We start from the raw sequence: 23886 nt of genomic DNA on the forward strand, positions 1-23886 counted from the left end.
CTATTCATGGATTCAGATTGTTCTATTGTGATTACTCATTCGCTTCCATTAACGCATTGTTATCCATACTTTATATACTTCTATATTTTCACTCCATTCTACTTCCGTATGAATATTGAATTCGTAATTTTTTGCTAGAAAGAACGAAAGAGCATACGCTATTTTATAGTCACGCGTTTCATATCCACCAAATACTCTTCCATACATTTCATTCGCGATCCCGTCTGCCCACACTTCAGCCTCTCTCATCGTTTCAAAGATAACGTCTTCTCTCTTCCATCTCATCTAAAAAAACCACTCCTTCAATTGACTTTAATTATCAAATCACTATATAGTAAATATTGTTAATCTGAAAATCCTAATATAAAAGATAAGGAGACTCTATTATGCGACTAGTGCTACCTATTCTATCTTTAATAGTAACGTGCATTCTTACATTCAACGCCCCAAGCTGGGACACGATTAAAACAGGTTGTTCTGATTTCGCCGAAGGATTCACACAAGGATTCTTCAACTAAAAATAGCGCTAGCTCCTTATAAAAGGTATGCTAGCGCTATTCACATTTTCATGTTTTAAAAATTATCTAATGCTTTTTCCATAATAGAGACTGATTTGTAAGGTGGCGTTACTGTTAATGAGCCTTTCACAACAATATCCCCTTTTTCATCATGAGCAGATACAAGCATATCAATTGTATGTTCCTCCTCAGAAACAGCCACTACTTCAAAGTGGATTTGTAACGTTTCATAATGGTGAACATGCTTCACGAACGTAAGGTCCTTTCTCGTAATATGACTACCTGGACCTGGTAAATATTTCGTAACTGCCGTTGTAATCATTCCAGTTAGCATAATGCTTGGTACAATCGGCTTTTCATACGGAGTTTGGGATGCGTAATCATGCTGAATATATAATGGATTGGCATCATTCGTTAACCCTAAGTACAATAACAAATCTTTATCCTCAATTTTTTCAGTGATAGATAATTTCTCTCCTACTGTAATTTCATCCATTTTACGACCAATTTGAACTTTTTTCTTTAACATGTTACAACCCCCTCCGATTTTTTCACCTTATTATCCTACGAAAAGCGATACTTGATCCGACATTTACTATGATGAGGGCAATGTATAGTATAAATCTATAGTTTCGTTATAGGATACACCAAATGATAGCGTTTTCATGTTATTTCAAAAAAACATTTGTATAAATAGTAGAAAAAGATTCGGGGCCCCGAATCTTTTTCTACTTATATTTAATGATTAAACAAGAACCTTCATAACATTACGTACAGATTCTACAGAGCGATCTAACGCTTCTTTTTCATCTGCAAGAAGTTCTAATTCAATAATTTTTTCAATTCCGTTACCACCTAGAATTACTGGTACCCCTAAGTAAAGGTCACTATAACCGTATTCACCTTCAAGGTACGCAATAGCCGGTAATACACGGCGTTGATCTTTTAAGATTGCTTCTGTCATTTCAACTAAAGAAGCAGCTGGTGCGTAATATGCACTACCGTTTCCTAATAAGCCTACAATCTCGCCGCCACCTTTACGGGTACGTTCTACGATTGCTTCTAAACGCTCTTTCGGAATTAACGTTTCTAACGGAATGCCACCTGCATAAGAATAACGTACAAGAGGTACCATATCGTCACCGTGTCCACCAAGAACAAATCCTGTAATGTCTTTCACAGAAAGGTTTAATTCTTGTGCGATGAATGTACGGAAACGAGCTGTATCTAATACGCCCGATTGACCGATAACACGCTCTTTCGGGAATCCCGCTTCTTTAAATACAGAATATGTCATTGCATCAACTGGATTTGTTAACACAACAATAATTGCATTTGGTGAATGTTTTGCAATGTCGCGCGTAATACTTTTCATAATTTTGGAGTTTGTTGCTACTAAATCATCACGGCTCATACCAGGCTTACGCGCAATACCTGCTGTAATCACAACAACGTCAGAATCAGCAGTATCTGCGTAATCAGATGTTCCAATAATGTTAGCATCAAAACCTTGTACTGGGCTCGCTTCTAACATATCTAACGCTTTCCCTTTTGTTGGATTTTCCAGTTGTGGAATGTCCACTAATACAACATCTGCAAGTTCTTTTTGTGCTAATAAGAATGCCGTTGTTGCTCCTGTAAATCCTGCACCGATGACTGAAACCTTCTTGCGCTTGATTGTCATAATTTACCCCCCGCTTTAATTATGCGTTTTTGATTATCGCTACATCCATGTTTTTAATAAGTTCATTAGCGAACTCAGAACATTTCACTTCTGTTGCACCTTCCATTAAGCGTGCGAAATCATAAGTTACTACTTTTGAAGCAATTGTTTTCTCAACAGAAGCAGTTACTAATTTCGCAGCTTCGTTCCATCCTAAGTGTTCTAATAATAATACACCTGAAAGAAGAACAGAAGATGGGTTTACTTTATCTAAACCTGCATATTTTGGAGCTGTACCGTGTGTAGCTTCAAAGATAGCATGTCCAGTCACATAGTTAATGTTTGCACCAGGTGCAATACCAATTCCACCTACTTGTGCAGCAAGTGCATCAGAGATATAGTCACCATTTAAGTTCATTGTTGCAACAACATCGAACTCACGTGGACGAGTTAAAATTTGTTGTAAGAAGATGTCTGCAATAGAATCTTTTACGATGATTTTTCCAGCCACTTCAGCGTCTGCCATCGCTTTATTCGCTGCATCTTTACCGTCTTTTTCAACGATACGATCGTATTCAGCCCAAGTAAATACTTTGTCGCCGAATTCTTGTTCCGCTACTTCGTAACCCCAGTTTTTGAAAGCACCTTCTGTAAATTTCATAATGTTTCCTTTATGAACTAATGTAACAGAAGAGCGTTTTTCGTTAATTGCATATTGAATTGCAGCACGAACAAGACGCTTTGTCCCTTCTTCTGAAATTGGCTTAATACCAATACCAGATGTTTCTGGGAAGCGGATTTTATTAACACCCATTGCTTCTTTTAAGAAAGCAAGAACTTTTTCTGCTTCTGGAGATCCTTGTGCATATTCAATTCCAGCATAAATGTCTTCTGTATTTTCACGGAAAATAACCATATCAGTATCTTCCGGACGTTTTACAGGTGAAGGAACACCTTCAAAATAACGAACTGGACGTAGACATACATATAAATCTAATTCTTGACGAAGTGCTACGTTTAGAGAACGAATACCACCGCCAACTGGAGTTGTAAGTGGACCTTTAATCGCGATTAAATATTCACGAATTAAATTTAAAGTTTCTTCTGGTAACCACTCGCCTGTTTGGTTGAATGCTTTTTCCCCTGCAAGCACTTCTTTCCAAACGATTTTCTTCTCACCATCATAAGCTTTTTCAACTGCTGCTTCTAGTACACGAGATGCAGCTGCCCAAATATCAGGACCAATTCCATCTCCTTCGATAAATGGAATAATCGGATTGTTTGGTACATTCATAACACCATTAGTTACAGTAATTTTTTCACCTGTCGTCAATGTGATAACCCCCATGTTTGAAATTTCATATGTATGAAACTGAGGGAATAACCCCTCAGTTCAAACCGTTAGTCAAATTAAAATATTCTAATCATTACATCTTTCCGAAAAAATCAGACTTTTGAAAGCGTATTTTCACTATCAAAATAGTGTTATTCGCTTATCGTTGTGCAATTGGAACGTACACTTGATGTGTTGGTCCATTATAATCAGCACGCGGACGGATTAAACGGTTGTTTTCATATTGTTCTAGAATATGAGCTAACCAGCCTGACATACGGCTAATTGCAAAAATAGGTGTAAATAAGTCATGGTCAATTCCTAAACAATGGTATACAGAAGCTGAATAGAAATCAACATTTGGTGGAAGACCTTTTTCTTTTGTTACAATGTCTTCAATTTTGATAGACATATTATACCATTTCTCTTCTCCTAAAAGCACGCATAATCTCTTAGACATTTCGCGTAAATGTTTTGCACGTGGATCACCATGCTCATATACACGGTGGCCAAAGCCCATAATTTTCACTTTATTTTGAAGAGCATTATGAATATATGATTCTACATTTTCTTCTTCGCCAATTTCAGTTAACATCTTCATTACATTTTCATTTGCCCCGCCGTGAAGAGGACCTTTTAACGCACCGATTGCTGCTGTAATGCCAGAATATACATCTGAAAGTGTAGCTACACAAACGCGTGCAGTAAATGTAGAAGCGTTTAACTCATGATCTGCGTGAAGTACAAGTGCCTTATCAAAAGCTTCAATTTCAACTTCATTTGGCTCGCGATCATTTAACATGTACAAGAAGTTTGCAGCTAATGATAAATCATTTCTAGGCTCAACAACATCTAAGCCTTTACGGATTCTTGCGTAAGCAGCAACTAAAGTTCCCACTTGAGCCTGTAATTTAACCGCTTTCAAATAATTGGACTTTTCATCCATAATTTCAGCGCTCTCATCGTATAATGATAGCATGGAAATTGCAGTTCGTAAAACAGACATCGGATGTGCGATTTTTAAATCTACTTGTTTCAAATATGCTAAAATCTCACCTGGAACTTTATAGTATTCCGATACAATCTCCTTAAATTTCGCTAGTTCTTGCTCGTTAGGAAGCTTGCGATGCCATAATAAGTACACTACTTCTTCAAATGTAGCATTCTCAGCTAAATCATCAATATTATACCCAACATAAGTTAATGTATCATCAATAATAGAGCTCACAGATGATGTTGTTGCTACTACCCCTTCTAAACCTCGAATAACAGTCATGACATTCTCTCCTTTTCCTGAAAATTCTCCCAACCTTGCTCCTTATATCTATTTGCTTCCCTTTTGAATTATGAACGCCCGTTCACTCTTTAGGCAAGCAAAATGCACGATCATGCAAATTTGTTGCGATGTTCCCCTCTTATTGTCCATTGTTTACATGGAAAGCATGAGCGTGAATGTCTCCCCGAATCCTCACGCTCAAAACAACAAGTTAGTGAGGAAAATGAATTCCGAAGAGTTTTATGATAAAAACAACATAAAGCAATATCATTATAAAATTGTTTTATGTTGTTTTTATTTTATCTGGTGTAAAGTCTCTGCTGTTATGTAACTTTTCAAAGTTTCTAATCCTATTATAAACAATTATCTGACTTTTGTGAACAGAAAGAATTCAAAAATTTTATATTACTATAAAATTCTTTATTTAAACATCTGTATAATGTTCATAACTGCATAGGCAATTCCAGCCCCAATTAATGGACCTACAGCGACCCCATTAAATAAAGCAACTGCTATAATTGTCCCGAAAACGAGTGCAGTTGTAATATGAGGATCTGTCGTTAATAATTGTACGCCACCTTTCGCTAACAGAGCAACTGCTACCCCTGAAGCTAAAGCAATCCATGCATAATACGATTTCGCCGCTTCCCCAAGTTGTTTAAAACCTATTTCCCCCGTTGCAATCGGTACGAGTACTGCTATTGTAATAACCGTAACACCGAGGTTAATCCCTTTCGTTTGTAGATAAGGGAAGACTTTATCTCCTAGAAACGTAAATTTCAATAGAAATAACACACCAATAGCTACAGTAAGCGATTGGTTTTTCGCAATAAGTCCTATAATAAGTAGTATGAATAAAAATAACGTTGACTGACTAATCATGTTTGCACTTCCTTTCTGAAAATAATGAACTCATTTCCAAACCAAAATACCTTTAAACCTATCGTTATACATGCTATATCGATGCCTATCCAACATGAATCACTTCATTTTTTTATGCATTTTAAAATGAAAAACTGAGACTTTCACCATCCAAATGTAAGCATGTATACATTTTAAAAAACGGGCGTCTCTCCTTTCTTTTCTAATTAGAAACAGGTAAAATAAAAAGAAGAGAAAATGAAGTTTTTACCATATAGTAGAAGCATCAACAGCAAGCTTTCACAGTCACTCACATACTGAAAAAGCAGGAAAAATCCATCATTCCACTATAACATAAAGTGAAACTTTAATCAGTGGGGTACACTCGTTATAAGTTGAACGAATTAGGATAATCCAAATTGGAATGGGAGGTATACATCTTTGAATCGAAACTTACTATATATGATATTGCGACTCGTATTTGTCATTGTAGCTACGGTAGCCGGGTTCTATGCATTACTATATATGTCAGGACTTATCTATCCTTTTATTATCGCTTTCGCATTTGCTTATTTGATTAATCCTGTCGTCAATTTTCTTAATCAAAAACTACAATTCCCCCGCGCACTCGCAGTACTCGTTAGCTTAATTCTCGTATTTGGAGCTATCGTCGGACTCGTTACATACCTTGTAACAGAAGCAATATCTGCTACAACATACTTACTACAACTTGTTACAGTAAAATTTCCGGATATCGTTGCATTCGCTCAGCAGTTTGCACTTAATCATATTATGCCTCTCTACGATGATTTAATTTCTAAATTTAATCATCTTGGGGAACCGCAGCGCTATACGATTACACAAAACATTCAAAACTTAGGAACCGAAGCAACGACGCAAATGAAAGAACTTTTAACCGCTATTATAAGCGGGTTAACAAATTTCATTAGTGCACTACCAACTACTTTAACTGTACTTGTATTTGTTTTATTAGCCACTTTCTTCATTAGTTACGATTGGCATCGTCTTGCTCAGAAAGTAAGAAAGTTTTTGCCCAACCGTGTTCATGGCTATGGAAAAACTATTTTTGTGGATTTAAGAAAAGCTTTATTCGGTTTTGTTAAAGCACAACTTACACTCGTATCTATGACAACTGTTATTGTACTAATCGGACTTTTAATATTACGCGTACCATACGCCATTACTATCGCGATTATTACAGGGGTTGTAGATTTACTCCCGTATTTAGGAACAGGAGCTGTCTTCGTTCCTTGGGTTATATACGTATTTTTCACTGGCGACACCGCCTTCGCCATCGGTCTTCTCATTTTATACATCGTCGTGATTGTCCAAAGACAAATTATGGAGCCAAAGGTACTTTCATCTAATATCGGCCTTGATCCATTAGCAACACTGATTGCTCTATTTGTCGGCTTTAAGCTCTTTGGCTTCTTAGGATTAATCATCGGTCCAGTCACCTTAGTACTACTTAATACATTACACAAAGCTCGTGTATTCCATGATTTGTGGAAATATATTAAAGGCTCACCTTCAAAATAATAGTTTCTAATTCATACACAACCAAAAACTTACATATAATCAGTGGAAATTCCCCACTGATTATTCCTTGTACTTATTTTTCATACTCATTACACACAATAAGAGAATTACCCTAAAAACAGGATAATTCTCTTGTTTTTCGCATAAAAAACGCATATTTCGTGGTATTTTTACATATTTATTCTAATAGTTTTATATTTATTACTTACATTTATTACTTTTTATGTAAATGAATAAATATACAAATCGGCATAGAATGAGACTTAAACTGACCATTTACCTATTCTTATTTAACTTTTTTCATTCCAATTCATTCTTTTTTACATACAAAAAACAATCTTAAGTTCAGATTCCCACTTTAAACACACTGATTCAGAGCTAATAACTCCCCAAATCACATATCCAATCGAAAAAAATACACAACAAATACAACAAAGTAAAACTTTAATCTACAAGGATCCTATCCCCATCGATTATCAACCGTCACATTCGCCGCATATTAAAACACATCTTTCATTAACTGAACTTTAACCACTCTCTCATCCTTTTACAGACAAAAAAATAGTGCTTAGATCGCTATAATCTAAGCACTATTTCTGCACAATAATAGTTGAGTTTTTTCTAAACTTCCATTCCATCCACTTCATAACAAACGGCTTCAATAAAGCCCTCGTCATAGGGACAACAAAGATGAAACCTATTATATCCGTTACATATCCAGGAAGCACCAAAAGAATACCTCCTACAAAGATAAAAATACCATCTAAAACCGCCGCTCCTGGCATTTCTCCTCTATTCAACTTAGATTGAATCTCTCCAAGTACTTTAAACCCTTGTCTTTTCGCCAAATATACACCTACAACACCTGTAAATACGATCATAGCGAACGTAGACCACAAACCTATTACATGACTCGATCCAATTAAGACTGTAATCTCAATAGCCGGTATTAATATAAACAAGAATAGTAACCACTTCATAGTTCTACACTCCTTTCATATCCTATCACTTTAAACACCCCCACAACGTCCATATACAGCATATAAAAGCCAAACGCACTTTCCCATCAAACTTCATAATAAATAGCTTTTAAAAGTAATTTCAGACGTTTTAAGCTAGTTTTACCTCATTTTTGTGTAAAAAAAAGAGAAGGACTCCGATCCTTCTCTCCGTATTACTTATAGCACTTCCGCATGTCCATTATAAACAATTCCGCGTGCTGCATCAACTGTTACTTCTTGGCCATTTTTTAAAGTTGCTGTTACGCCGTTTACACCAACGATAACAGGAATACCGATTGATACACCTACAACAGCCGCATGGCTTGTTAGACCGCCTTCTTCTACAACTAGAGCAGCAGCTTTTTCGATTGCAGGGATCATATCTTTATCAGTGCTTGTTGTAACAAGGATATCACCTTCGTTTACGTTCGCTACAGCTTCAGCAGCTGTTTTCGCTACAACTACTTTACCTTTTGCAGCTTTACGACCGATTCCTTGTCCTTTAGCAACTTCTTCACCAACAACGTGGATTTTCATTAAGTTTGTTGTACCAGTTTCAGCAACTGGAACACCAGCAGTGATTACTACAGTGTCTCCAAGTCCGATTAGACCTGCATCCATACCTGTTTGAATCGCTGTATCTAACATTTCGTCAGTAGAAGCTGCGCGCTTCTCAGCCATAAATGCTTGTACACCCCAAACAAGCGCAAGACGACGTCCTACTTGCTCGTCAGATGTTACAGCTACGATTGGAGATTTTGGACGGTATTTAGAGATCATTTTCGCAGTATATCCACTTTCTGTTGGAGCTACGATTGCAGCTACATCAAGAGCAAGTGCTGTATGCGCAACAGATTGGCTAATTGCATCTGTAATTGTTGGAGTGAACTCTTTAATACGTTTTTTGAACATATCTTCATATTGTAATGATTTTTCAACACGTACTGCAATGTTAGCCATCATTGTTACTGCTTCTACTGGGTATTGTCCAGCAGCTGTTTCACCTGAAAGCATGATTGCGTCTGTACCATCGAAGATTGCGTTAGCTACGTCACTTGCTTCCGCACGAGTTGGACGTGGGTTACGTTGCATAGAATCTAACATTTGTGTTGCAGTAATAACTGGTTTACCTAACACGTTACATTTTTTGATTAGACGTTTTTGTACTAATGGTACTTCTTCTGGTGGAATTTCTACACCCATATCACCACGAGCTACCATTAAACCGTCAGAAACTTCTAAGATTGAATCGATGTTGTCGATACCCTCTTGGTTTTCGATTTTTGGTACGATTTGGATGTATTGAGCGTTATGCTCTTCTAGTAATTCACGGATTTCTAATACGTCAGCTGCTTTACGTACGAATGAAGCTGCGATGAAATCAACTTTTTGCTCGATACCGAAGATGATATCTTTTACGTCTTTTTCAGTGATACCAGGAAGCTTAATGCTTACGTTTGGTACGTTAACACCTTTTTTATTTTTTACAGTTCCGCTGTTAAGAACTTTTGTACGGATGTTTCCATCAGCTTTTTCGATTACTTCTAGCTCGATAAGACCGTCATCGATTAGAATGCGAGAACCTGGGTTTACATCGTCATAAAGACCGGCATAAGATACAGAGAACTTCTCTGCAGTACCTAATACTTGCTCAGTAGAAATAACTACTTCTGCACCTGTTACAAGCTCAGCTTGTCCGTCTACGAAGTCGTGAGTACGGATTTCTGGACCTTTTGTATCAAGTAAGATACCAACTGTTTTACCAGTTTTCTTTGAAGCTTCACGAATGTTTTTAATACGAGCGCCGTGTTCTTCATGGCTACCATGAGAGAAGTTTAAACGAGCAACGTTCATACCTGCTTCGATTAATTGCTCTAATTTTTCAATACTTTCACTAGCAGGACCTATAGTACATACAATTTTAGTTTTACGCATATTGCACCTCCGAAAATTATGAAACCGTTCCCAAATATCCGACATTACGCCGATTAGATGGATAATTCTTTAGATAATTGATACATATCTTTATCGATCGTATGCTTTTGAGCTAACGCTTCGATAATATCATGATCAACAAGTTTGTTATCTTGAATACCTACACAACGTCCACCTTTACCAGCAATTAATAATTCAACTGCTCTTGCACCAAGACGGCTTGCTAATACACGGTCTTGTGCACTTGGTGATCCACCACGTTGTACGTGACCTAATACAGTTACGCGAGTATCAAAGTTTGTTGCTTCTTCAATGTGCTTACCGATGTCAATTGCACTTCCAACACCTTCAGCTACAACGATAATACTGTGTTTTTTACCACGTTCACTACCGCGCTTCAGACGAGCGATAACATCTTCCATGTCATACTCTTCTTCTGGAATTAAGATTGTTTCCGCACCATCAGCTAAACCAGCCCATAATGCGATATCACCAGCGTGACGTCCCATTACTTCGATAACATATGTACGTTCATGAGATGTAGCTGTGTCACGAATTTTATCAATTGCATCAATAACAGTGTTTAAAGCTGTATCGAAACCAATTGTGAAGTCTGTTCCAGGGATATCATTGTCAATTGTACCTGGTACACCAACACATGGGAATCCTTGTTCAGTTAATTTTTTAGCGCCTTGGTAAGAACCATCTCCACCAATAACAACAAGTCCTTCGATACCGTGTTTCTTTAATTGCTCGATACCTTTTAGTCGTACTTCTGGGTCTTTAAACTCAGGACATCTTGCTGTATATAATTTCGTACCACCGCGGTGGATAATATCGCCAACAGAACCTAGTTCTAATTTTTCAATGTGACCAGAAATTAATCCAGCGTATCCATGGTAAATACCATATACTTCAATATCATGGAAAATCGCTTTACGAACAACTGCACGAATGGCAGCATTCATACCAGGTGAATCTCCACCACTTGTTAATACACCAATACGTTTCATTTGTACTCACCTCATAAAGATTATTTGCCTTATAATAAAATAACACGAAAAAATATAAAAATACAATGGAGAAGATGTGTCTTTTCATAATAAAAACGTGCATTCGCGAAGTGGAACGCACGCTTTTCTTATTTTATCCAAATGGAAGCGTTTGAAAACGAAACTTGCCCAATTTTCATATATTTTTCATAACGTTTTTCGATTAATTCATCTTTCGAAATTCCGTTTAATTGTTCAAAAGTTTTCCCAAGCATTAAATCTATATTTTCTGACTGTTTCAAAATATTACGGTGCGCTCCACCTTTTGTCTCTGGAATAATTTCATCGATTACACCTAATTCTTTCAAATCTGCTGCTGTAATTCTCATCGCCTCTGCAGCTTCCTTTGCTTTTCCTGCATCTTTCCAAAGAATTGCCGCTGCACCCTCTGGCGTAATAACAGAATAAGTGGAATTTTCTAGCATATGAATGTAATCTCCTACTCCAAGACCTAGTGCACCACCACTACCACCTTCGCCGATAACGATACAAATAACAGGCACCGTTAAGCCTGCCATTTCAAATAAATTGCGGGCGATCGCTTCACTTTGACCACGTTCTTCAGCAGCTTTACCAGGATAAGCTCCTTTCGTATCAATAAAACAAATAATTGGACGATTGAACTTTTCCGCCTGCTTCATTAAACGCAATGCTTTTCGATATCCTTCTGGGTGAGGCATCCCAAAATTACGGCGAATATTTTCTTTCGTATCTTTTCCGCGTTGATGCCCGATTACAGTTACAGGCATCCCTTTATACTTCGCAATGCCGCCGACAATCGCTGCATCATCGCCAAATAGACGATCTCCATGACATTCAAAAAAATCAGTAAATAAGTGCTCAATATAATCGAGCGTTGTCGGTCGTTCTGCATGACGAGCAATTTGAACACGGTCCCATACTTTCATATTGCCGTATATATCTTCCTCTAAATTTTCTAGCTTGTCTTCCAAAATACGAATCTCCTCACTGAAGTCCATCTGGCTGTTTTTCGTATAGTCTTTCAGTTCACGAATCTTATTTCTTAGCTCAACAACTGGTTTCTCAAATTCTAGCTCTGCCATACAGCCATTTCCCCTCCTTGATGAACTTCTAAAATCTTACGAAGCGATTCTCTCATATCATCACGATGTACCACCGCATCTAATTGACCATGTTCTAGTAAGAATTCTGCCGTTTGGAAATCTTCCGGTAGTTTCTCACGCACCGTTTGTTCAATTACACGTCTACCAGCAAATCCGATCAGCGCCCCTGGTTCTGCAAGATTATAATCACCAAGTGAAGCGAAACTCGCTGAAACCCCGCCCGTCGTTGGGTGAGTCATAACAGAAATAAATAATCCTCCTGCATTACTATGCTTTTTCAAAGCTACGCTTGTTTTTGCCATTTGCATTAAACTTAATATCCCTTCTTGCATACGGGCACCACCCGAAGCAGTAAAGATAATAAATGGAACTTGTAAGTCGTATGCCTTTTCAACCGCACGGGCAATTTTTTCTCCTACAACAGAGCCCATGCTCCCCATTCGAAAACGAGAATCCATTACTGCAACAACAACAAGCATGTCATCAATTGTTCCTTCACCAGTTACAACCGCTTCGTTCAAGTCAGTCTTCTTACGATCGCTCTCTAGTTTCTCTTCATAATCTGGAAACTCGAGTGGATTTAACGAAACCATTTCTTTGTCATACTCACGGAATGACCCTTCGTCCAATATACTATCAAGACGTTCCCATGCATTCATAGGATGATGATATCCACAATTCACACATACTTTTAAATTTTTTAGAAGCTCTTTCGTATACATGATTTTTTTACATTTCGGACATTTTGTCATAACGCCGTCTGGTACATCTTTTCGTACTTGTTCTGAAGGTATTGCAGCGTACTTTTTCTTTTTCACGAATAAATCTCTTAGCACAATTTGACCCCCTTCGTTGAGAGCTAAGGTTAGCGTAAGAAGAAAATTGGGCTAACACCAAAGTTTGATGTTAGCCTTATCTTCTCAATCTGTCTAATAACCTCACTCTTTACGTTTAACTTTAACCGCTACGCGATAGAATGTTTGTCATAACGTGTCATGGTCATTTCGACAAATTTTATACATTACGAGTGAAACTGTATATTCTCTACTAATTCATCGTAAATTTTTAGTGCATCATTTTCTTGTTTTTCTTCCAAAATAGCGTAAAGCTTTCTATACATATCGATAGAATCTCCTGAAACTTTACAAGAAAGCGTTGATACGTAATCATTTACGATCATCCAAATGCGATATAGTAAATAATTATCGACTTGTTCAATAAGTGTTTTAAAGAACGTTTGGTGAAGCATTGGAACTGAGTTTTCATTTCCTTCAAGCACTTGATGTAATTTACTTAGCACTTTAGAAAACATTTCTTTCGGTAAATTACATACAATTCGAATCATATCTTTCTCAAGCAATCGTTTTGTTTGTAATAAATCACGAATTGTTTTCTCATCTTGCAGCAAGAACGGAGCAATCAATTGTACAAGACCGTTATCGTAAAAGTTTCGAATAAACGTCCCTTCACCACGTCTCGTTTCAATTAATCCTACAAGTTCTAAAGCACGCAACGCTTCTCTTACAGAGGAACGTCCTACGTTTAAACGTGAACTTAACTCACGCTCAGACGGCAAACGATCCCCTGCTACCAATCCATCCTCTTCCATAATGGAACGGATTTTTTTTACAATTTCGAGATATACTTTTGTATTTGATGATGTCAATGGAAATTCCTCGCTTATTCTTTTCCAATCAGCGCTAATTGTTTTGTTTTCTCAGCAACTTCATTTGGATCTACTTGACGGCGAGCTACTCCTGTCTCCATTGCAGCTTTTGCAACGTAAGCTGCTACTTGAGGCGCTACACGCGCGTCAAATGGTGCTGGAATGATATAGTCTGCATTTAACTCATCTTCTGCTACAAGCTCAGCAATAGCTTGTACAGCTGCCATCTTCATTTCTTCGTTAATTTGTGTCGCATGTACGTCAAGTGCACCGCGGAAAATACCAGGGAACGCTAGTACATTATTTACTTGGTTTGCGAAGTCAGAACGACCCGTTCCAACAACAGCTGCGCCCGCTGCTTTTGCCAATTCTGGCATAATTTCTGGAACTGGATTCGCCATTGCAAAAATAATTGCATCGTCATTCATTGTACGAACCATCTCTTCTGTTAATGCACCTTCTGCAGATACACCAATGAATACGTCCGCACCTTGTACAACATCAGCTAAAGAACCTTCGATACGATTCTTATTTGTATATTTTGCCACTTCATCCTTCACCGGATTCATACCTGTAGGACGACCATCATAGATTGCCCCTTTACGGTCACACATAATAATGTCGCGTACGCCATAGCGATATAAAAGTTTAATAATTGCAATACCTGCTGCACCTGCGCCATTTGCGACAACTTTAATGTCAGACATTTTCTTTCCAACTAGTTTTAGCGCGTTCACAAGACCCGCTACTGTTACGATAGCTGTTCCGTGTTGATCATCATGGAAGATAGGAATATTTGTTTCTTTTTTCAAACGTTCTTCAATAATGAAGCAGTTTGGTGCTGCGATATCCTCTAAGTTAACGCCGCCAAAAGTTGGCTCCATTAATTTTACAGTTTCAACAATCTTATCTACATCGTTTGTATTTAAGGCAATTGGGAATGCATCTACACCAGCAAAGCTCTTGAATAATACAGCTTTACCTTCCATTACTGGAAGAGATGCTTCAGGTCCGATGTTACCAAGACCAAGTACAGCCGTTCCATCTGTCACAACTGCTACCATATTTCCCTTCATTGTATATTCATATACCTTACTTTTATCGTCATAAATTTCCTTACAAGGTTCTGCAACCCCTGGAGAATATGCAAGACTTAAATCTTTTGCATTTTCTACTTTTACTTTTGATACAGTTTCTAATTTTCCTTGATGCACTTTATGCATGTGAAGTGCTTCTTCACGAAGTGTTGACAAACTATCCACTCTCCTCAAATTATTCTTGCTGATATCAATTTCTCCAAGTGGTCTGACCACGAACACTACTACTATAATAATCGAAGTGTAGGGAAATTGTCCATTATATTTTCACAACCACATTTTCTTCCCCGACAATTTCACGAAGTGCTCCTAAACATTCTTCACTTGGATGAATCGATAAACTTCGAGATAATTGTACCATTTTATGTTCCTTTTCATAATAAATTAGTACTTTCGCAAAACCCGAATAGTCAAACAATATTTTAGTAACTTGATTTAAAAGCTTTTTCTCATACTGAGACGGCAATTTCACGTAAACAGACGCATCTTTCTTTTCCTCATACGCATCCATTTCTTCTAACGGATATAGTCCATTTACAATCCATTGCAACTTATGATTTCTAAGCTCAATCATGCCGTCAACTAAAACAATTGCTCCTTCTTGTAACTTATCTGAGAAATGTATATACGTTTCGGGGAAAAGAACTGCTTCCATTTCATCATTTTGATCACAAAATGTAATAAACGCCATCTTTTGCAACTTTTTCGTACGAATCACTCTCACACTTGTTATATACACGATAGCTCTTTGTACTTTTTTCTTATGTCGCATCGCCTGAGCGAGAGATGGAATTTCTAATTCTTTCGCTAACTTCACATACTGCGCTGTCGGATAGCTTGATAAATAAAAACCTAGTACTTCCTTCTCTTTATTTAACTGTTCAATAAAGGAGAGCTCTTCTCCTTGTACGTATTTTGATTTTGGAACAGCATCTCCTAAATCACGTGCAAGATTGGCATACTCTAACGCTCCTTTAAGACTTTTCCATAAATTCGTTCTCGAAACACCGAAATCGTCAAAACATCCAGACCAGACGAACGCCTCTAAATTTCGCTCTGTTACAAACTTTGATGGCATGCGCAGACAAAATTCAAATAAATCTTCAAACATTTTTTTCTCTCGTTCTTCGATTAATGCTGTCACTGTAGCCATTCCGATGTTTCGAATAGAAAGTAAGCTGTAACGTATCGCATTTCCTTCTATTTGGAAATTGTAACCACTTCTCTGAAGAGACGGCGGCAAAACATGAAAACCTTTTCGCTTCGTTTCGCGTATATACTGCACAATCTTATCTTCATTTCCAATTGCACTCGATAATAGTGCCGTCATAAATTCCAGCGTATAATTCGCTTTTAAGTAAGCAAGCTGATATCCAATCATACTGTAGGCTACAGCGTGACTTCGGTTAAAGCCGTAATTTGCAAATCTTACAATTAAATCGTAAATTTTCTCTGCAGATGTCTTGTCATAACCATTTTGTAAACACCCTTGCACAAAATGCTTACGTTCCTGATCTAAAATATCACGATTTTTTTTACTCACTGCACGGCGTAATAAATCTGCTTCTCCGAGCGAGAAGCCCGCCAACTTCGACGCGATTTGCATAATTTGTTCTTGGTATACAATTACACCGTATGTTCTTTCTAAAATCGGCTTTAAGTCCGGATGTAAATATTCAATTTGTCTTTTTCCGTGTTTTGATTCAATAAAGGTTGGAATTTGTTCCATCGGTCCTGGTCTATATAACGAGTTAACAGCGACAATATCTTCAAACTCATTCGGCTTTAACCCGCGAAGTACATTTCGCATACCACCTGATTCAAGCTGGAATACACCTGTTGTATCCCCTCTACCTAACAATTGGAATGTCTTTTCATCTTGAAGTGGTAAATTTCTTATATCGATTTCTTTCCCTGTTTTTTGCACGATAAACTTTATAATATTTTCAAGTAACGTTAAATTACGTAATCCTAAAAAGTCCATCTTGAGCAACCCAAGTTCTTCTAATGCATCAGCTGGGTATTGCGTAACATACACATCGTTATGTCCTTCTTGAATTGCAACACTCCCGGTTAATGGCTCTTGGCTCATAATAACGCCAGCTGCATGAATAGACGTATGACGTGGTAAGCCCTCTACACGTTTTGCAATTTCAAACACACGCTCGTGCAAAAGATTCCCTTGTATAAACTCACGGAGTGATTGCGATTCCTCATATGCATCTTTTAACGTTATACCAAGCTTTGATGGAATAAGTTTTGAGAATATATCAATATCTCGCGGCGGAAGCCCCATCACACGCGCAATATCTCTAATTGCCGCTTTCGCTGCCAACGTCCCAAACGTTACAATTTGTGCAACACGAAGCTGACCATATTTATCTTTCACATATCGAATCATCTCATCACGTCTTATATCTGGAAAATCGATATCAATATCTGGAAGTGTCACACGTTCGGGATTTAAAAACCTTTCAAATAATAGATCGTATTCAATTGGATCAATATCTGTAATTTCTAATACGTAAGAAACGAGTGATCCAGCCGCCGATCCACGGCCTGGCCCTGTTAAAATATGATTTTCATGCGCATACTTCATAAAATCCCATACGATGAGGAAATAATCACTAAACCCCATACTAGAAATCACGTTTAATTCATGATTCAAACGGTTTATATGTACTTCTTTCGGCGTACCATAACGTTTCTGTAACCCTTCTTCACAAACGCGGCGCAAATACGTGTCATTCGTCTCGTTCGCTGGAACAGGAAATTTCGGTAATTGATTTACATGAAACGGTATTTCTACTCTGCAACGTTCTGCAATTTCTACTGTGTTATAAATCGCTTCTTCTACGTGAGAAAACAGTGCTTCCATTTCATCTGATGATTTTAAATAATATTGATCTGTTTTCAGCCTCGGCCTATCTGGATCCGTCATTTTCGTTCCACTTTCAACAGATAATAAGCATTCATGAACAAGTGCGTCACTTTGATTGATGTAGCGTACATCGTTTGTTGCAACGACTGGAATATTTATCCTACTCGTAAATTCAGGTAATTTCTCTTGCAGAAGCAGTTCATCTTGAATCGCATGATGCTGTAAACTCATATAAAAATTACCGAACATACTTCGATACATGCGAGCTACTTCTTCAGCTTGACTCTCTTTGTCTTCTAATAATAATTGTTCAATTTCCCCATCTTTACCTGGTGAAATTGCAATTAATCCTTTCGCATAATGTGCAAGCCATTTCTTAGGAATACCTTCTTTTGACTTCGTCATAATGCTACTAGAAATCTTTAATAAATTTTGATAACCTATTTCATTTTCAGCAAGTAAGACAAGCGGATAAGGCTTTTCTTCTTCTTCACTAAAAATAGAAGCTGTTAAGCCGATAATAGGATGTATACCATGTTTCTTACATGCTTTATAAAACGGAATAACGCCATACATAACATTCTCATCCGTAATAGCAAGTGATGAATAACCGAGCTCTTTCGCCCTAACTACAAGTTCATCAATTTTACAAGCACTTTTTAATAAACTAAAAACGGTTTGACATTGTAAATGCACAAACTTCACTGTTGTACCCTCTCTTTACCTATTTGACTACTTTTATTATAGGTGAAGAGGAAAGAGGAAATCAAAACATACTTCTTATACTTTGTCCATATATATGAAGAAGAAAGGGGAATGACGATGGATGTAAGAGAACACACTTTTTTCTCTCTGCTTATTATTAGTTATTTTATTGCCTTTGGGGTTATACTTGGTGGTTCATTAATTGGTGGATTTGGTGCATTTCTTATCGGAAAACCAACTCTCACTTACATTAATCAATTCGCCCAAAATTTAAGAATTTGGGCACTCGTTGCAGCGATTGGCGGAACATTTGATACTTTTTATAGCTTTGAAAGAAGTTTCTTTGGCGGGGATATGAAAGATATCGTAAAACAAATTCTCCTTATTTTTTTCGCAACGGGTGGTATGCAAACCGGTCTTATTATTATTAAATGGCTAACGCAGGAACATGTATGAGAGTACCAAGTGCCAATACAGCAAAAAGATGGTATTTAGTTTTAGCTGGGGCTGCTGTTGGAGGTGTGTTGAGCTGGTTTATTTTTTTGTACATATACGGTGTTTTTCAAGAAGAACAAGCTAGTAAAATAGCAGAACAAAGGGAAATTATAGAAAAACAAGAAGCAAAGCTCCACGTCCTTCTCGAAGATCAAGAAAAATTAAATACTGAAAATAAACGGCTCTTAACCATTCAAGAGATTAAAATAAAACTTATAAATCGAGAAAAATACGATTTAGATAATCTTACACTCGAAAATATGACTACATCTATCCATAATGACCTCCAGCATCTTTTAACGAAAAACATTCAAAGTATAGCAAAAAATAAAGACCTACTCAAAAAGGTAATCGAAAACAAAACGTACAAACATTACGATCGGCTATACCGTTTCAAAGTCGATACGATATCTTTTGATACAGTGCTTGAAATTAGTATTACGATAGAGAAAGAAAAATAAAGAAGGAGGGCTTTAGCGCCGCTCCTTCTTTTTGTTCTACTATATAATCTCTTATCTACACAGCTCACGTAAATCAGCAAATAGACGATCCGCTTCTTCCCAAGAAGATGCTTTTGCACCTGAAGCCATCGGATGTCCTCCGCCGTTATATTGCATTGCTAATTTATTTATAACTGGTCCTTTTGAACGAAGGCGAACACGAATCACATCGTCTTCCTCTAAAAATAGAACCCATGCCTTTAATCCATCAATATTACCAAGTGCTCCAACAACGCCAGATGCCTCAGAAGGAAGTACATCAAATTCTTCTAATACTCCTTTCGTTAATTTAATGTAAGCTGCTCCTTCTTCTACCATCGTAAAGTTTTGTAAAATATAACCGTTTAAACGAGCGATTTTTTCTTTTGTCTTATACATTTCATTGTATAAATCTGTGAATTTCACACCCATGTCAACAAGCTCACTTACGTAACGAAGTGTTTTTGCTGTTGTATTCGGGAATAAGAAACGACCTGTATCTCCAACAATACCTGCTAAAATAAGACGAGCTGCTTCTTTTGTTATCTGTAATCCTTTATCTTTTCCATACGTGTAAAACTCATAAATCATTTCACTTGTAGAACTTGCTGTCGTATCTACCCACGTAATATCTCCGTATGGATCTTCATTTGGATGATGATCAATTTTAATTAACATCTTCCCTTTTGCATAGCGTTGATCGTCAACACGTTCTTGGTTCGCAGTATCACATACGATAACAAGTGCATTTTCATATACACTATCTTCAATATCATCCATTACTCGTAAATATGCAAGTGACGGTTCATTGTACCCAACCGTATAAATATTTTTCTCTGGAAACGATTCTTGTAGAATTGTACTAAGACCGCCCTGCGAACCTAACGCATCTGGATCCGGACGCACATGACGATGAATAATAATTGTATCAAACTCTTTAATTGCTCCTAAAATTTGCTCATGCATATGTATAATCTCCTTTTTATTCAACTTCTTCACTTCAACGTGCAGTAAAAGCCCAATGAATGTGGGCTAATCATTAGCGCGGAAACATCCCCACACTAATGAAAGTCTCACTTTATCCTCCATTATAACGGAAAGTATTTCATACATGCGAACAATTGCTTTATAATAAAAATTAGAAAGTTTAGATATTTCTTTTTTCTCTACTATTTTTTCATAAAGCGATGGGAGTGTGCATGATGCCAGTATTAGTCTTCTGTATTATCGTCTCATTTATGTTGTACCTCTTCTACAAAACAAAATACTTTCGTACAAACCGCCCAATGGAGAAAGGTTGGCTCTCAGGAAAATCCGCAATGGCACTTGGTTCATTCGTCTTATTCTTCGGGATAAACCAATTCTTTTTAGAACTTTCAACCGCTCGTATTATCGTTGGTATCTTATTCGTTCTATTCGGCAGTGCAAGTGCCTTTAATGGATTTCGCCAATACAAACATTTCTTACCATTAGCAGTTGAAGAAGCCGAAGTCTATGAAGCAACGTAAAAAAGCATCAACATTGTGATGCTTTTTTACGTCCTCTAACTTTCAAAATCATATATGCGACAAACGCAGATGGTATATTAAATGGGTTGCCTTGCACATGAAGATGTAATTGTTCTTCCCCAAAAGACATTTTTTCGTATAGTTCTCGCTGAGATAATCCTGTTTTTTTCTTTTTTTCATGTAAACCTTGTAAGTATAAATATTGAATCGGTATCATCACAAGGAAGTAAAATAGTGCGATACTACCAAAAAAGAGTACTGTTGATGACATAATGCATACCACCTTTCAGGAATCCATTTTCTTACAATATAATCATAACACAATATACAACTGAGTTGAATTACTATTCTGTCTTTTCTTTATATAACTGTTTCTCCACCTAACTCTTTTTCAGCATACTGAATATATCGCCGAATAAAAGCGCCAGGATCTTTTCTAATAGGTTCAATATCGAGCCTTAACAGTATCTTTCCAGCCATATAAAAGATTCTTGAAGCGGTCCCAAGTCGAATGGATGGTTCTGAAATACATATCCTTCTATTTTTTCACTTCTCTATCCGAACTCTTACGTAGCTTAAATAATACATTCAAAACCAAATAAAACAAAATAAAGTTAACAAAAAAGCCTAATGGATTAAAAGAAATTTCCCATCCGCCATAATAAATAAAATTTTCTGCTGGTATACCAAAGTAAAGAAAATCACTCTTCTTTTCTCCAGTTGTAGGGATAGCGGAACAAACAATAGCGAAAACCAAACTTACCATATACAATTTCTTTTTATTTGCATCCATTCTTCGATGTGTTACCACATGAAAAGTTATTGCAAATACTACCCCCAAAAAGAGAACGATTACTCCCATTCGACACCTCCACAATTATTATTCAAGTATCTTCAAGTGATTGCATGCCCTTATCTTATAAATATGAAACAGAACGTGATAGATTCAGTTGCTAACTAAATTAAAAACTCCCTACTATAGCGTTCTTTAAAAAAATGGAACAAACCAAAGCGGCTTGCTCCATCTTTTTATTTATCGATCAATTGCACCATAAGCAATGCTTTCCCGACAACATTACCTTCATGATGTACTTCTACATCAACCTTACCAAATTTACGTCCAATTTCTAATACTTTCGGATGAACGGATACAACATTGTCAATTTGAACTGGTTTTACGAAATAAATTGTTAAGTTCTCAACAATTAAATCGCTCTTCTTTTGCGCACGAATAACGCGATTCGTTGCTTCTGTCACAATCGTTGCGAATACACCGTAAGATAGCGTTCCGATTGAATTCGTCATTTGCGGTGTTACTGAAAATTGATATAGATGCTCATTTTTCGCTTCTTTCGGCGTCATAAATTGATTCGTTACAATATCATCGATTGTTTCACCGACTTGCGGTTGACGCTGAATCATTTGCAACGCCTGAAGTACATCTTGACGGCTAATAATACCTTGCAACTTATTTCCTTCATCAACAACTGGAAGTAACTCAATACCTTCCCACACCATCATACGTGCCGCAGCTGCGACAGACATTTTTCCATTTACCGTAATCGGATGCTTTGTCATCACTTTATCAATTGGTGTTTCTTTCGCTACACCGATCATATCTTTTGAAGTTACAATACCTAACACCTTTTTATTTTCATCAACAATCGGATATCTTCCGTGCATCGTCTCTTCGTTATACGCATGCCATTGCTGCACTGTATCATCTGGCTTTAAATATAACGTTTCTTCAATTGGCGTTAAAATATCTTCAACGAGTACAATTTCTTTCTTAATAAGCTGATCGTAAATCGCACGGTTAATTAACGTTGCAACTGTAAATGTATCGTAACTACTTGAAATAATCGGCAGTTTTAATTCATCTGCTAATTTCTTCACATGATCTTCCGTATCAAATCCGCCCGTAATTAACACCGCAGCTCCGGTTTCTAACGCTAATTGATGTGCGTTTGTACGATTACCGACAATAAGTAAGTTTCCAGCTTCTGTATAGCGCATCATCGCTTCTAATTTCATTGCTCCGATTACGAATTTATTTAACGTTTTATGTAGTCCTTCTCTGCCTCCAAGTACTTGACCATCGACAATGTTAACGACTTCTGCATATGTCAGCTTTTCAATATTTTCTTTCTTCTTTTGTTCAATTCGAATTGTTCCGACACGTTCAATCGTACTAACATACCCTTTATTTTCTGCATCTTTAATTGCACGATAAGCTGTACCTTCACTTACACTCAAATCTTTTGCAATTTGCCTTACAGAAATTTTATGCCCTACTGGCAGGCTATTAATATGTTCTAAAATTTGGTTATGCTTGGTAGCCAAATGGTTTCACCATACTTTCTTTTCCCTAAATTCTTCATGTGTTGTATTTTTAGTATACTATATTTTCAAAACTGTTACACTCTCTCTTTGTATATCTGTACTATTTTTTTTATAACAAAATACGCCTTACATTACACCACTTCTTCTATTACAACAATGTAATGGTATTGTCATCTCGTTCGATAGTTTGTCCAGCCGCTTCCATATACAATGAAGACAAGAAATGAAACAAAGGAGCGGATACATGATGAAAAAATTATTAGAAGTTGTAGGTGCTGTATTGTTAGCTTTCGTAGACGGGAAAAAAGTTGCAATGGAATTGAATGAAACACCTGAACAGCCACTCCCAAAAAGAAAAGAATCATCAAAACAAGTACAACCATTAAAAAATATCCTACACACGTAAAAAACCCTTCACTTGTCGTTTC

24 protein-coding genes and 1 pseudogene are annotated in these 23886 nt (G+C 37.0%); 6 read left to right on the top strand and 19 right to left on the bottom strand.

Translation table 11 applies throughout. The features are described 5' to 3' along the window. Window positions 1-48 precede the first annotated feature (48 nt). On the bottom strand, window positions 49-285 hold the full coding sequence (locus ACTFSI_RS24205; protein ID WP_001267382.1) for a hypothetical protein: 237 nt from the start codon (window positions 283-285) through the stop codon (window positions 49-51). Window positions 286-386: 101 nt separating this feature from the next. Between ACTFSI_RS24205 and ACTFSI_RS24210 the strand changes: the two genes are divergently transcribed. Next, a complete protein-coding gene (locus ACTFSI_RS24210; RefSeq protein ID WP_001241581.1) occupies window positions 387-518 on the top strand; it encodes a hypothetical protein in 132 nt (43 codons plus the stop codon). A gap of 55 nt (window positions 519-573) precedes the next feature. Here the strand turns inward: ACTFSI_RS24210 and ACTFSI_RS24215 are convergent, their stop codons facing one another. The 5 genes from ACTFSI_RS24215 to ACTFSI_RS24235 form a co-directional block, all read right to left on the bottom strand. Further along, on the bottom strand, window positions 574-1047 hold the full coding sequence (locus ACTFSI_RS24215) for a MaoC family dehydratase (RefSeq protein WP_440045693.1): 474 nt from the start codon (window positions 1045-1047) through the stop codon (window positions 574-576). A gap of 216 nt (window positions 1048-1263) precedes the next feature. After that, window positions 1264-2202: a malate dehydrogenase gene (gene mdh / locus ACTFSI_RS24220; RefSeq protein ID WP_000153232.1), complete on the bottom strand. Its 939-nt coding sequence runs from the start codon at window positions 2200-2202 to the stop codon at window positions 1264-1266. Between the two features lie 19 nt (window positions 2203-2221). Then, a complete protein-coding gene (gene icd, locus ACTFSI_RS24225; RefSeq protein ID WP_000206898.1) occupies window positions 2222-3514 on the bottom strand; it encodes an NADP-dependent isocitrate dehydrogenase in 1293 nt (430 codons plus the stop codon). A gap of 160 nt (window positions 3515-3674) precedes the next feature. Next, window positions 3675-4823 carry a citrate synthase gene (gene citZ, locus ACTFSI_RS24230; RefSeq protein ID WP_138321022.1) on the bottom strand — a complete coding sequence of 383 codons (1149 nt, stop codon included), beginning with the start codon at window positions 4821-4823 and terminating at the stop codon, window positions 3675-3677. Window positions 4824-5210: 387 nt separating this feature from the next. Continuing rightward, window positions 5211-5672, bottom strand: a complete 462-nt coding sequence (locus tag ACTFSI_RS24235) for a DUF441 domain-containing protein (RefSeq protein WP_000625506.1) — start codon at window positions 5670-5672, stop codon at window positions 5211-5213. Window positions 5673-6092: 420 nt separating this feature from the next. Between ACTFSI_RS24235 and ytvI the strand changes: the two genes are divergently transcribed. Continuing rightward, the gene (ytvI, locus tag ACTFSI_RS24240) at window positions 6093-7211 is read left to right on the top strand and encodes a sporulation integral membrane protein YtvI (protein WP_001081397.1); all 1119 of its coding nucleotides are present in this window, start codon (window positions 6093-6095) and stop codon (window positions 7209-7211) included. A gap of 590 nt (window positions 7212-7801) precedes the next feature. Here the strand turns inward: ytvI and ACTFSI_RS24245 are convergent. The 8 genes from ACTFSI_RS24245 to dnaE form a co-directional block, all read right to left on the bottom strand. Further along, window positions 7802-8191, bottom strand: a complete 390-nt coding sequence (locus ACTFSI_RS24245) for an FxsA family protein (RefSeq protein ID WP_000871625.1) — start codon at window positions 8189-8191, stop codon at window positions 7802-7804. A 198-nt stretch (window positions 8192-8389) separates the two neighbouring features. Continuing rightward, complete coding sequence (gene pyk, locus ACTFSI_RS24250; protein WP_001232661.1) at window positions 8390-10147, bottom strand: pyruvate kinase; 1758 nt, start codon at window positions 10145-10147, stop codon at window positions 8390-8392. 53 nt (window positions 10148-10200) lie between these two features. Then, window positions 10201-11160 (bottom strand): 6-phosphofructokinase, encoded by a 960-nt coding sequence (gene pfkA, locus ACTFSI_RS24255; RefSeq protein WP_000821163.1) that lies wholly within the window; start codon window positions 11158-11160, stop codon window positions 10201-10203. A 128-nt stretch (window positions 11161-11288) separates the two neighbouring features. Further along, on the bottom strand, window positions 11289-12263 hold the full coding sequence (gene accA, locus ACTFSI_RS24260) for an acetyl-CoA carboxylase carboxyl transferase subunit alpha (RefSeq protein ID WP_000818797.1): 975 nt from the start codon (window positions 12261-12263) through the stop codon (window positions 11289-11291). Further along, a complete protein-coding gene (gene accD, locus ACTFSI_RS24265; protein ID WP_000942861.1) occupies window positions 12251-13120 on the bottom strand; it encodes an acetyl-CoA carboxylase, carboxyltransferase subunit beta in 870 nt (289 codons plus the stop codon). The genes accA and accD overlap by 13 nt, the downstream gene beginning before the upstream one ends. A 185-nt stretch (window positions 13121-13305) precedes the next feature. Continuing rightward, window positions 13306-13950: a FadR/GntR family transcriptional regulator gene (locus ACTFSI_RS24270; RefSeq protein WP_000204431.1), complete on the bottom strand. Its 645-nt coding sequence runs from the start codon at window positions 13948-13950 to the stop codon at window positions 13306-13308. A gap of 14 nt (window positions 13951-13964) precedes the next feature. Further along, entirely contained in the window at window positions 13965-15173 is a 1209-nt protein-coding gene (locus ACTFSI_RS24275) for an NAD(P)-dependent malic enzyme (protein WP_001970845.1), read from the bottom strand. A gap of 133 nt (window positions 15174-15306) precedes the next feature. Beyond that, the gene (gene dnaE / locus ACTFSI_RS24280; protein WP_440045694.1) at window positions 15307-18633 is read right to left on the bottom strand and encodes a DNA polymerase III subunit alpha; all 3327 of its coding nucleotides are present in this window, start codon (window positions 18631-18633) and stop codon (window positions 15307-15309) included. Window positions 18634-18675: 42 nt separating this feature from the next. Between dnaE and ACTFSI_RS24285 the strand changes: the two genes are divergently transcribed. Beyond that, window positions 18676-19089: a YtrH family sporulation protein gene (locus ACTFSI_RS24285; RefSeq protein WP_001998397.1), complete on the top strand. Its 414-nt coding sequence runs from the start codon at window positions 18676-18678 to the stop codon at window positions 19087-19089. Continuing rightward, window positions 19086-19589 carry a sporulation membrane protein YtrI gene (ytrI, locus tag ACTFSI_RS24290; protein WP_001265736.1) on the top strand — a complete coding sequence of 168 codons (504 nt, stop codon included), beginning with the start codon at window positions 19086-19088 and terminating at the stop codon, window positions 19587-19589. The genes ACTFSI_RS24285 and ytrI overlap by 4 nt, the downstream gene beginning before the upstream one ends. Before the next feature lie 51 nt (window positions 19590-19640). On the opposite strand, the gene ACTFSI_RS24295 is transcribed toward ytrI, so the two are convergent. Beyond that, entirely contained in the window at window positions 19641-20573 is a 933-nt protein-coding gene (locus ACTFSI_RS24295) for a DHH family phosphoesterase (protein WP_206703574.1), read from the bottom strand. 236 nt (window positions 20574-20809) lie between these two features. Here ACTFSI_RS24295 and ACTFSI_RS24300 point away from each other — a divergent pair, with 236 nt between their 5' ends. Continuing rightward, window positions 20810-21115 (top strand): YtpI family protein, encoded by a 306-nt coding sequence (locus ACTFSI_RS24300; protein ID WP_044790633.1) that lies wholly within the window; start codon window positions 20810-20812, stop codon window positions 21113-21115. 7 nt (window positions 21116-21122) lie between these two features. On the opposite strand, the gene ACTFSI_RS24305 is transcribed toward ACTFSI_RS24300, so the two are convergent. The 4 genes and pseudogenes from ACTFSI_RS24305 to ACTFSI_RS24320 form a co-directional block, all read right to left on the bottom strand. Next, the gene (locus ACTFSI_RS24305; RefSeq protein WP_000099739.1) at window positions 21123-21386 is read right to left on the bottom strand and encodes a DUF3949 domain-containing protein; all 264 of its coding nucleotides are present in this window, start codon (window positions 21384-21386) and stop codon (window positions 21123-21125) included. Between the two features lie 89 nt (window positions 21387-21475). Beyond that, a pseudogene (locus tag ACTFSI_RS24310) lies at window positions 21476-21643 on the bottom strand (phosphotransferase enzyme family protein); the annotation flags it as partial. Between the two features lie 10 nt (window positions 21644-21653). Then, entirely contained in the window at window positions 21654-21977 is a 324-nt protein-coding gene (locus ACTFSI_RS24315; protein WP_139895979.1) for a hypothetical protein, read from the bottom strand. Between the two features lie 167 nt (window positions 21978-22144). Beyond that, window positions 22145-23458 (bottom strand): CBS domain-containing protein, encoded by a 1314-nt coding sequence (locus ACTFSI_RS24320; protein WP_000201583.1) that lies wholly within the window; start codon window positions 23456-23458, stop codon window positions 22145-22147. A 244-nt stretch (window positions 23459-23702) separates the two neighbouring features. On the opposite strand from ACTFSI_RS24320, the gene ACTFSI_RS24325 reads away from it, so the two are divergent. Beyond that, entirely contained in the window at window positions 23703-23864 is a 162-nt protein-coding gene (locus tag ACTFSI_RS24325; protein WP_440045695.1) for a hypothetical protein, read from the top strand. Window positions 23865-23886 lie beyond the last annotated feature (22 nt).

The sequence above is a fragment of the Bacillus cereus group sp. MYBK101-2 genome (assembly GCF_051918845.1).
GTDB lineage: Bacteria > Bacillota > Bacilli > Bacillales > Bacillaceae_G > Bacillus_A > Bacillus_A paranthracis.

Bases quoted from the DNA above. Each gene is read 5' to 3' on its own strand.
- ACTFSI_RS24205 (WP_001267382.1), bottom strand. From the start codon at position 285: ATGAGATGGAAGAGAGAAGACGTTATCTTTGAAACGATGAGAGAGGCT.
- ACTFSI_RS24210 (WP_001241581.1), top strand. From the start codon at position 387: ATGCGACTAGTGCTACCTATTCTATCTTTAATAGTAACGTGCATTCTT.
- ACTFSI_RS24215 (WP_440045693.1), bottom strand. From the start codon at position 1,047: ATGTTAAAGAAAAAAGTTCAAATTGGTCGTAAAATGGATGAAATTACA.
- mdh (WP_000153232.1), bottom strand. From the start codon at position 2,202: ATGACAATCAAGCGCAAGAAGGTTTCAGTCATCGGTGCAGGATTTACA.
- ACTFSI_RS24235 (WP_000625506.1), bottom strand. From the start codon at position 5,672: ATGATTAGTCAGTCAACGTTATTTTTATTCATACTACTTATTATAGGA.
- ACTFSI_RS24245 (WP_000871625.1), bottom strand. From the start codon at position 8,191: ATGAAGTGGTTACTATTCTTGTTTATATTAATACCGGCTATTGAGATT.
- pyk (WP_001232661.1), bottom strand. From the start codon at position 10,147: ATGCGTAAAACTAAAATTGTATGTACTATAGGTCCTGCTAGTGAAAGT.
- pfkA (WP_000821163.1), bottom strand. From the start codon at position 11,160: ATGAAACGTATTGGTGTATTAACAAGTGGTGGAGATTCACCTGGTATG.
- accA (WP_000818797.1), bottom strand. From the start codon at position 12,263: ATGGCAGAGCTAGAATTTGAGAAACCAGTTGTTGAGCTAAGAAATAAG.
- ACTFSI_RS24275 (WP_001970845.1), bottom strand. From the start codon at position 15,173: ATGCATAAAGTGCATCAAGGAAAATTAGAAACTGTATCAAAAGTAAAA.
- ytrI (WP_001265736.1), top strand. From the start codon at position 19,086: ATGAGAGTACCAAGTGCCAATACAGCAAAAAGATGGTATTTAGTTTTA.
- ACTFSI_RS24295 (WP_206703574.1), bottom strand. From the start codon at position 20,573: ATGCATGAGCAAATTTTAGGAGCAATTAAAGAGTTTGATACAATTATT.
- ACTFSI_RS24300 (WP_044790633.1), top strand. From the start codon at position 20,810: ATGCCAGTATTAGTCTTCTGTATTATCGTCTCATTTATGTTGTACCTC.
- ACTFSI_RS24305 (WP_000099739.1), bottom strand. From the start codon at position 21,386: ATGTCATCAACAGTACTCTTTTTTGGTAGTATCGCACTATTTTACTTC.
- ACTFSI_RS24315 (WP_139895979.1), bottom strand. From the start codon at position 21,977: ATGGGAGTAATCGTTCTCTTTTTGGGGGTAGTATTTGCAATAACTTTT.
- ACTFSI_RS24325 (WP_440045695.1), top strand. From the start codon at position 23,703: ATGATGAAAAAATTATTAGAAGTTGTAGGTGCTGTATTGTTAGCTTTC.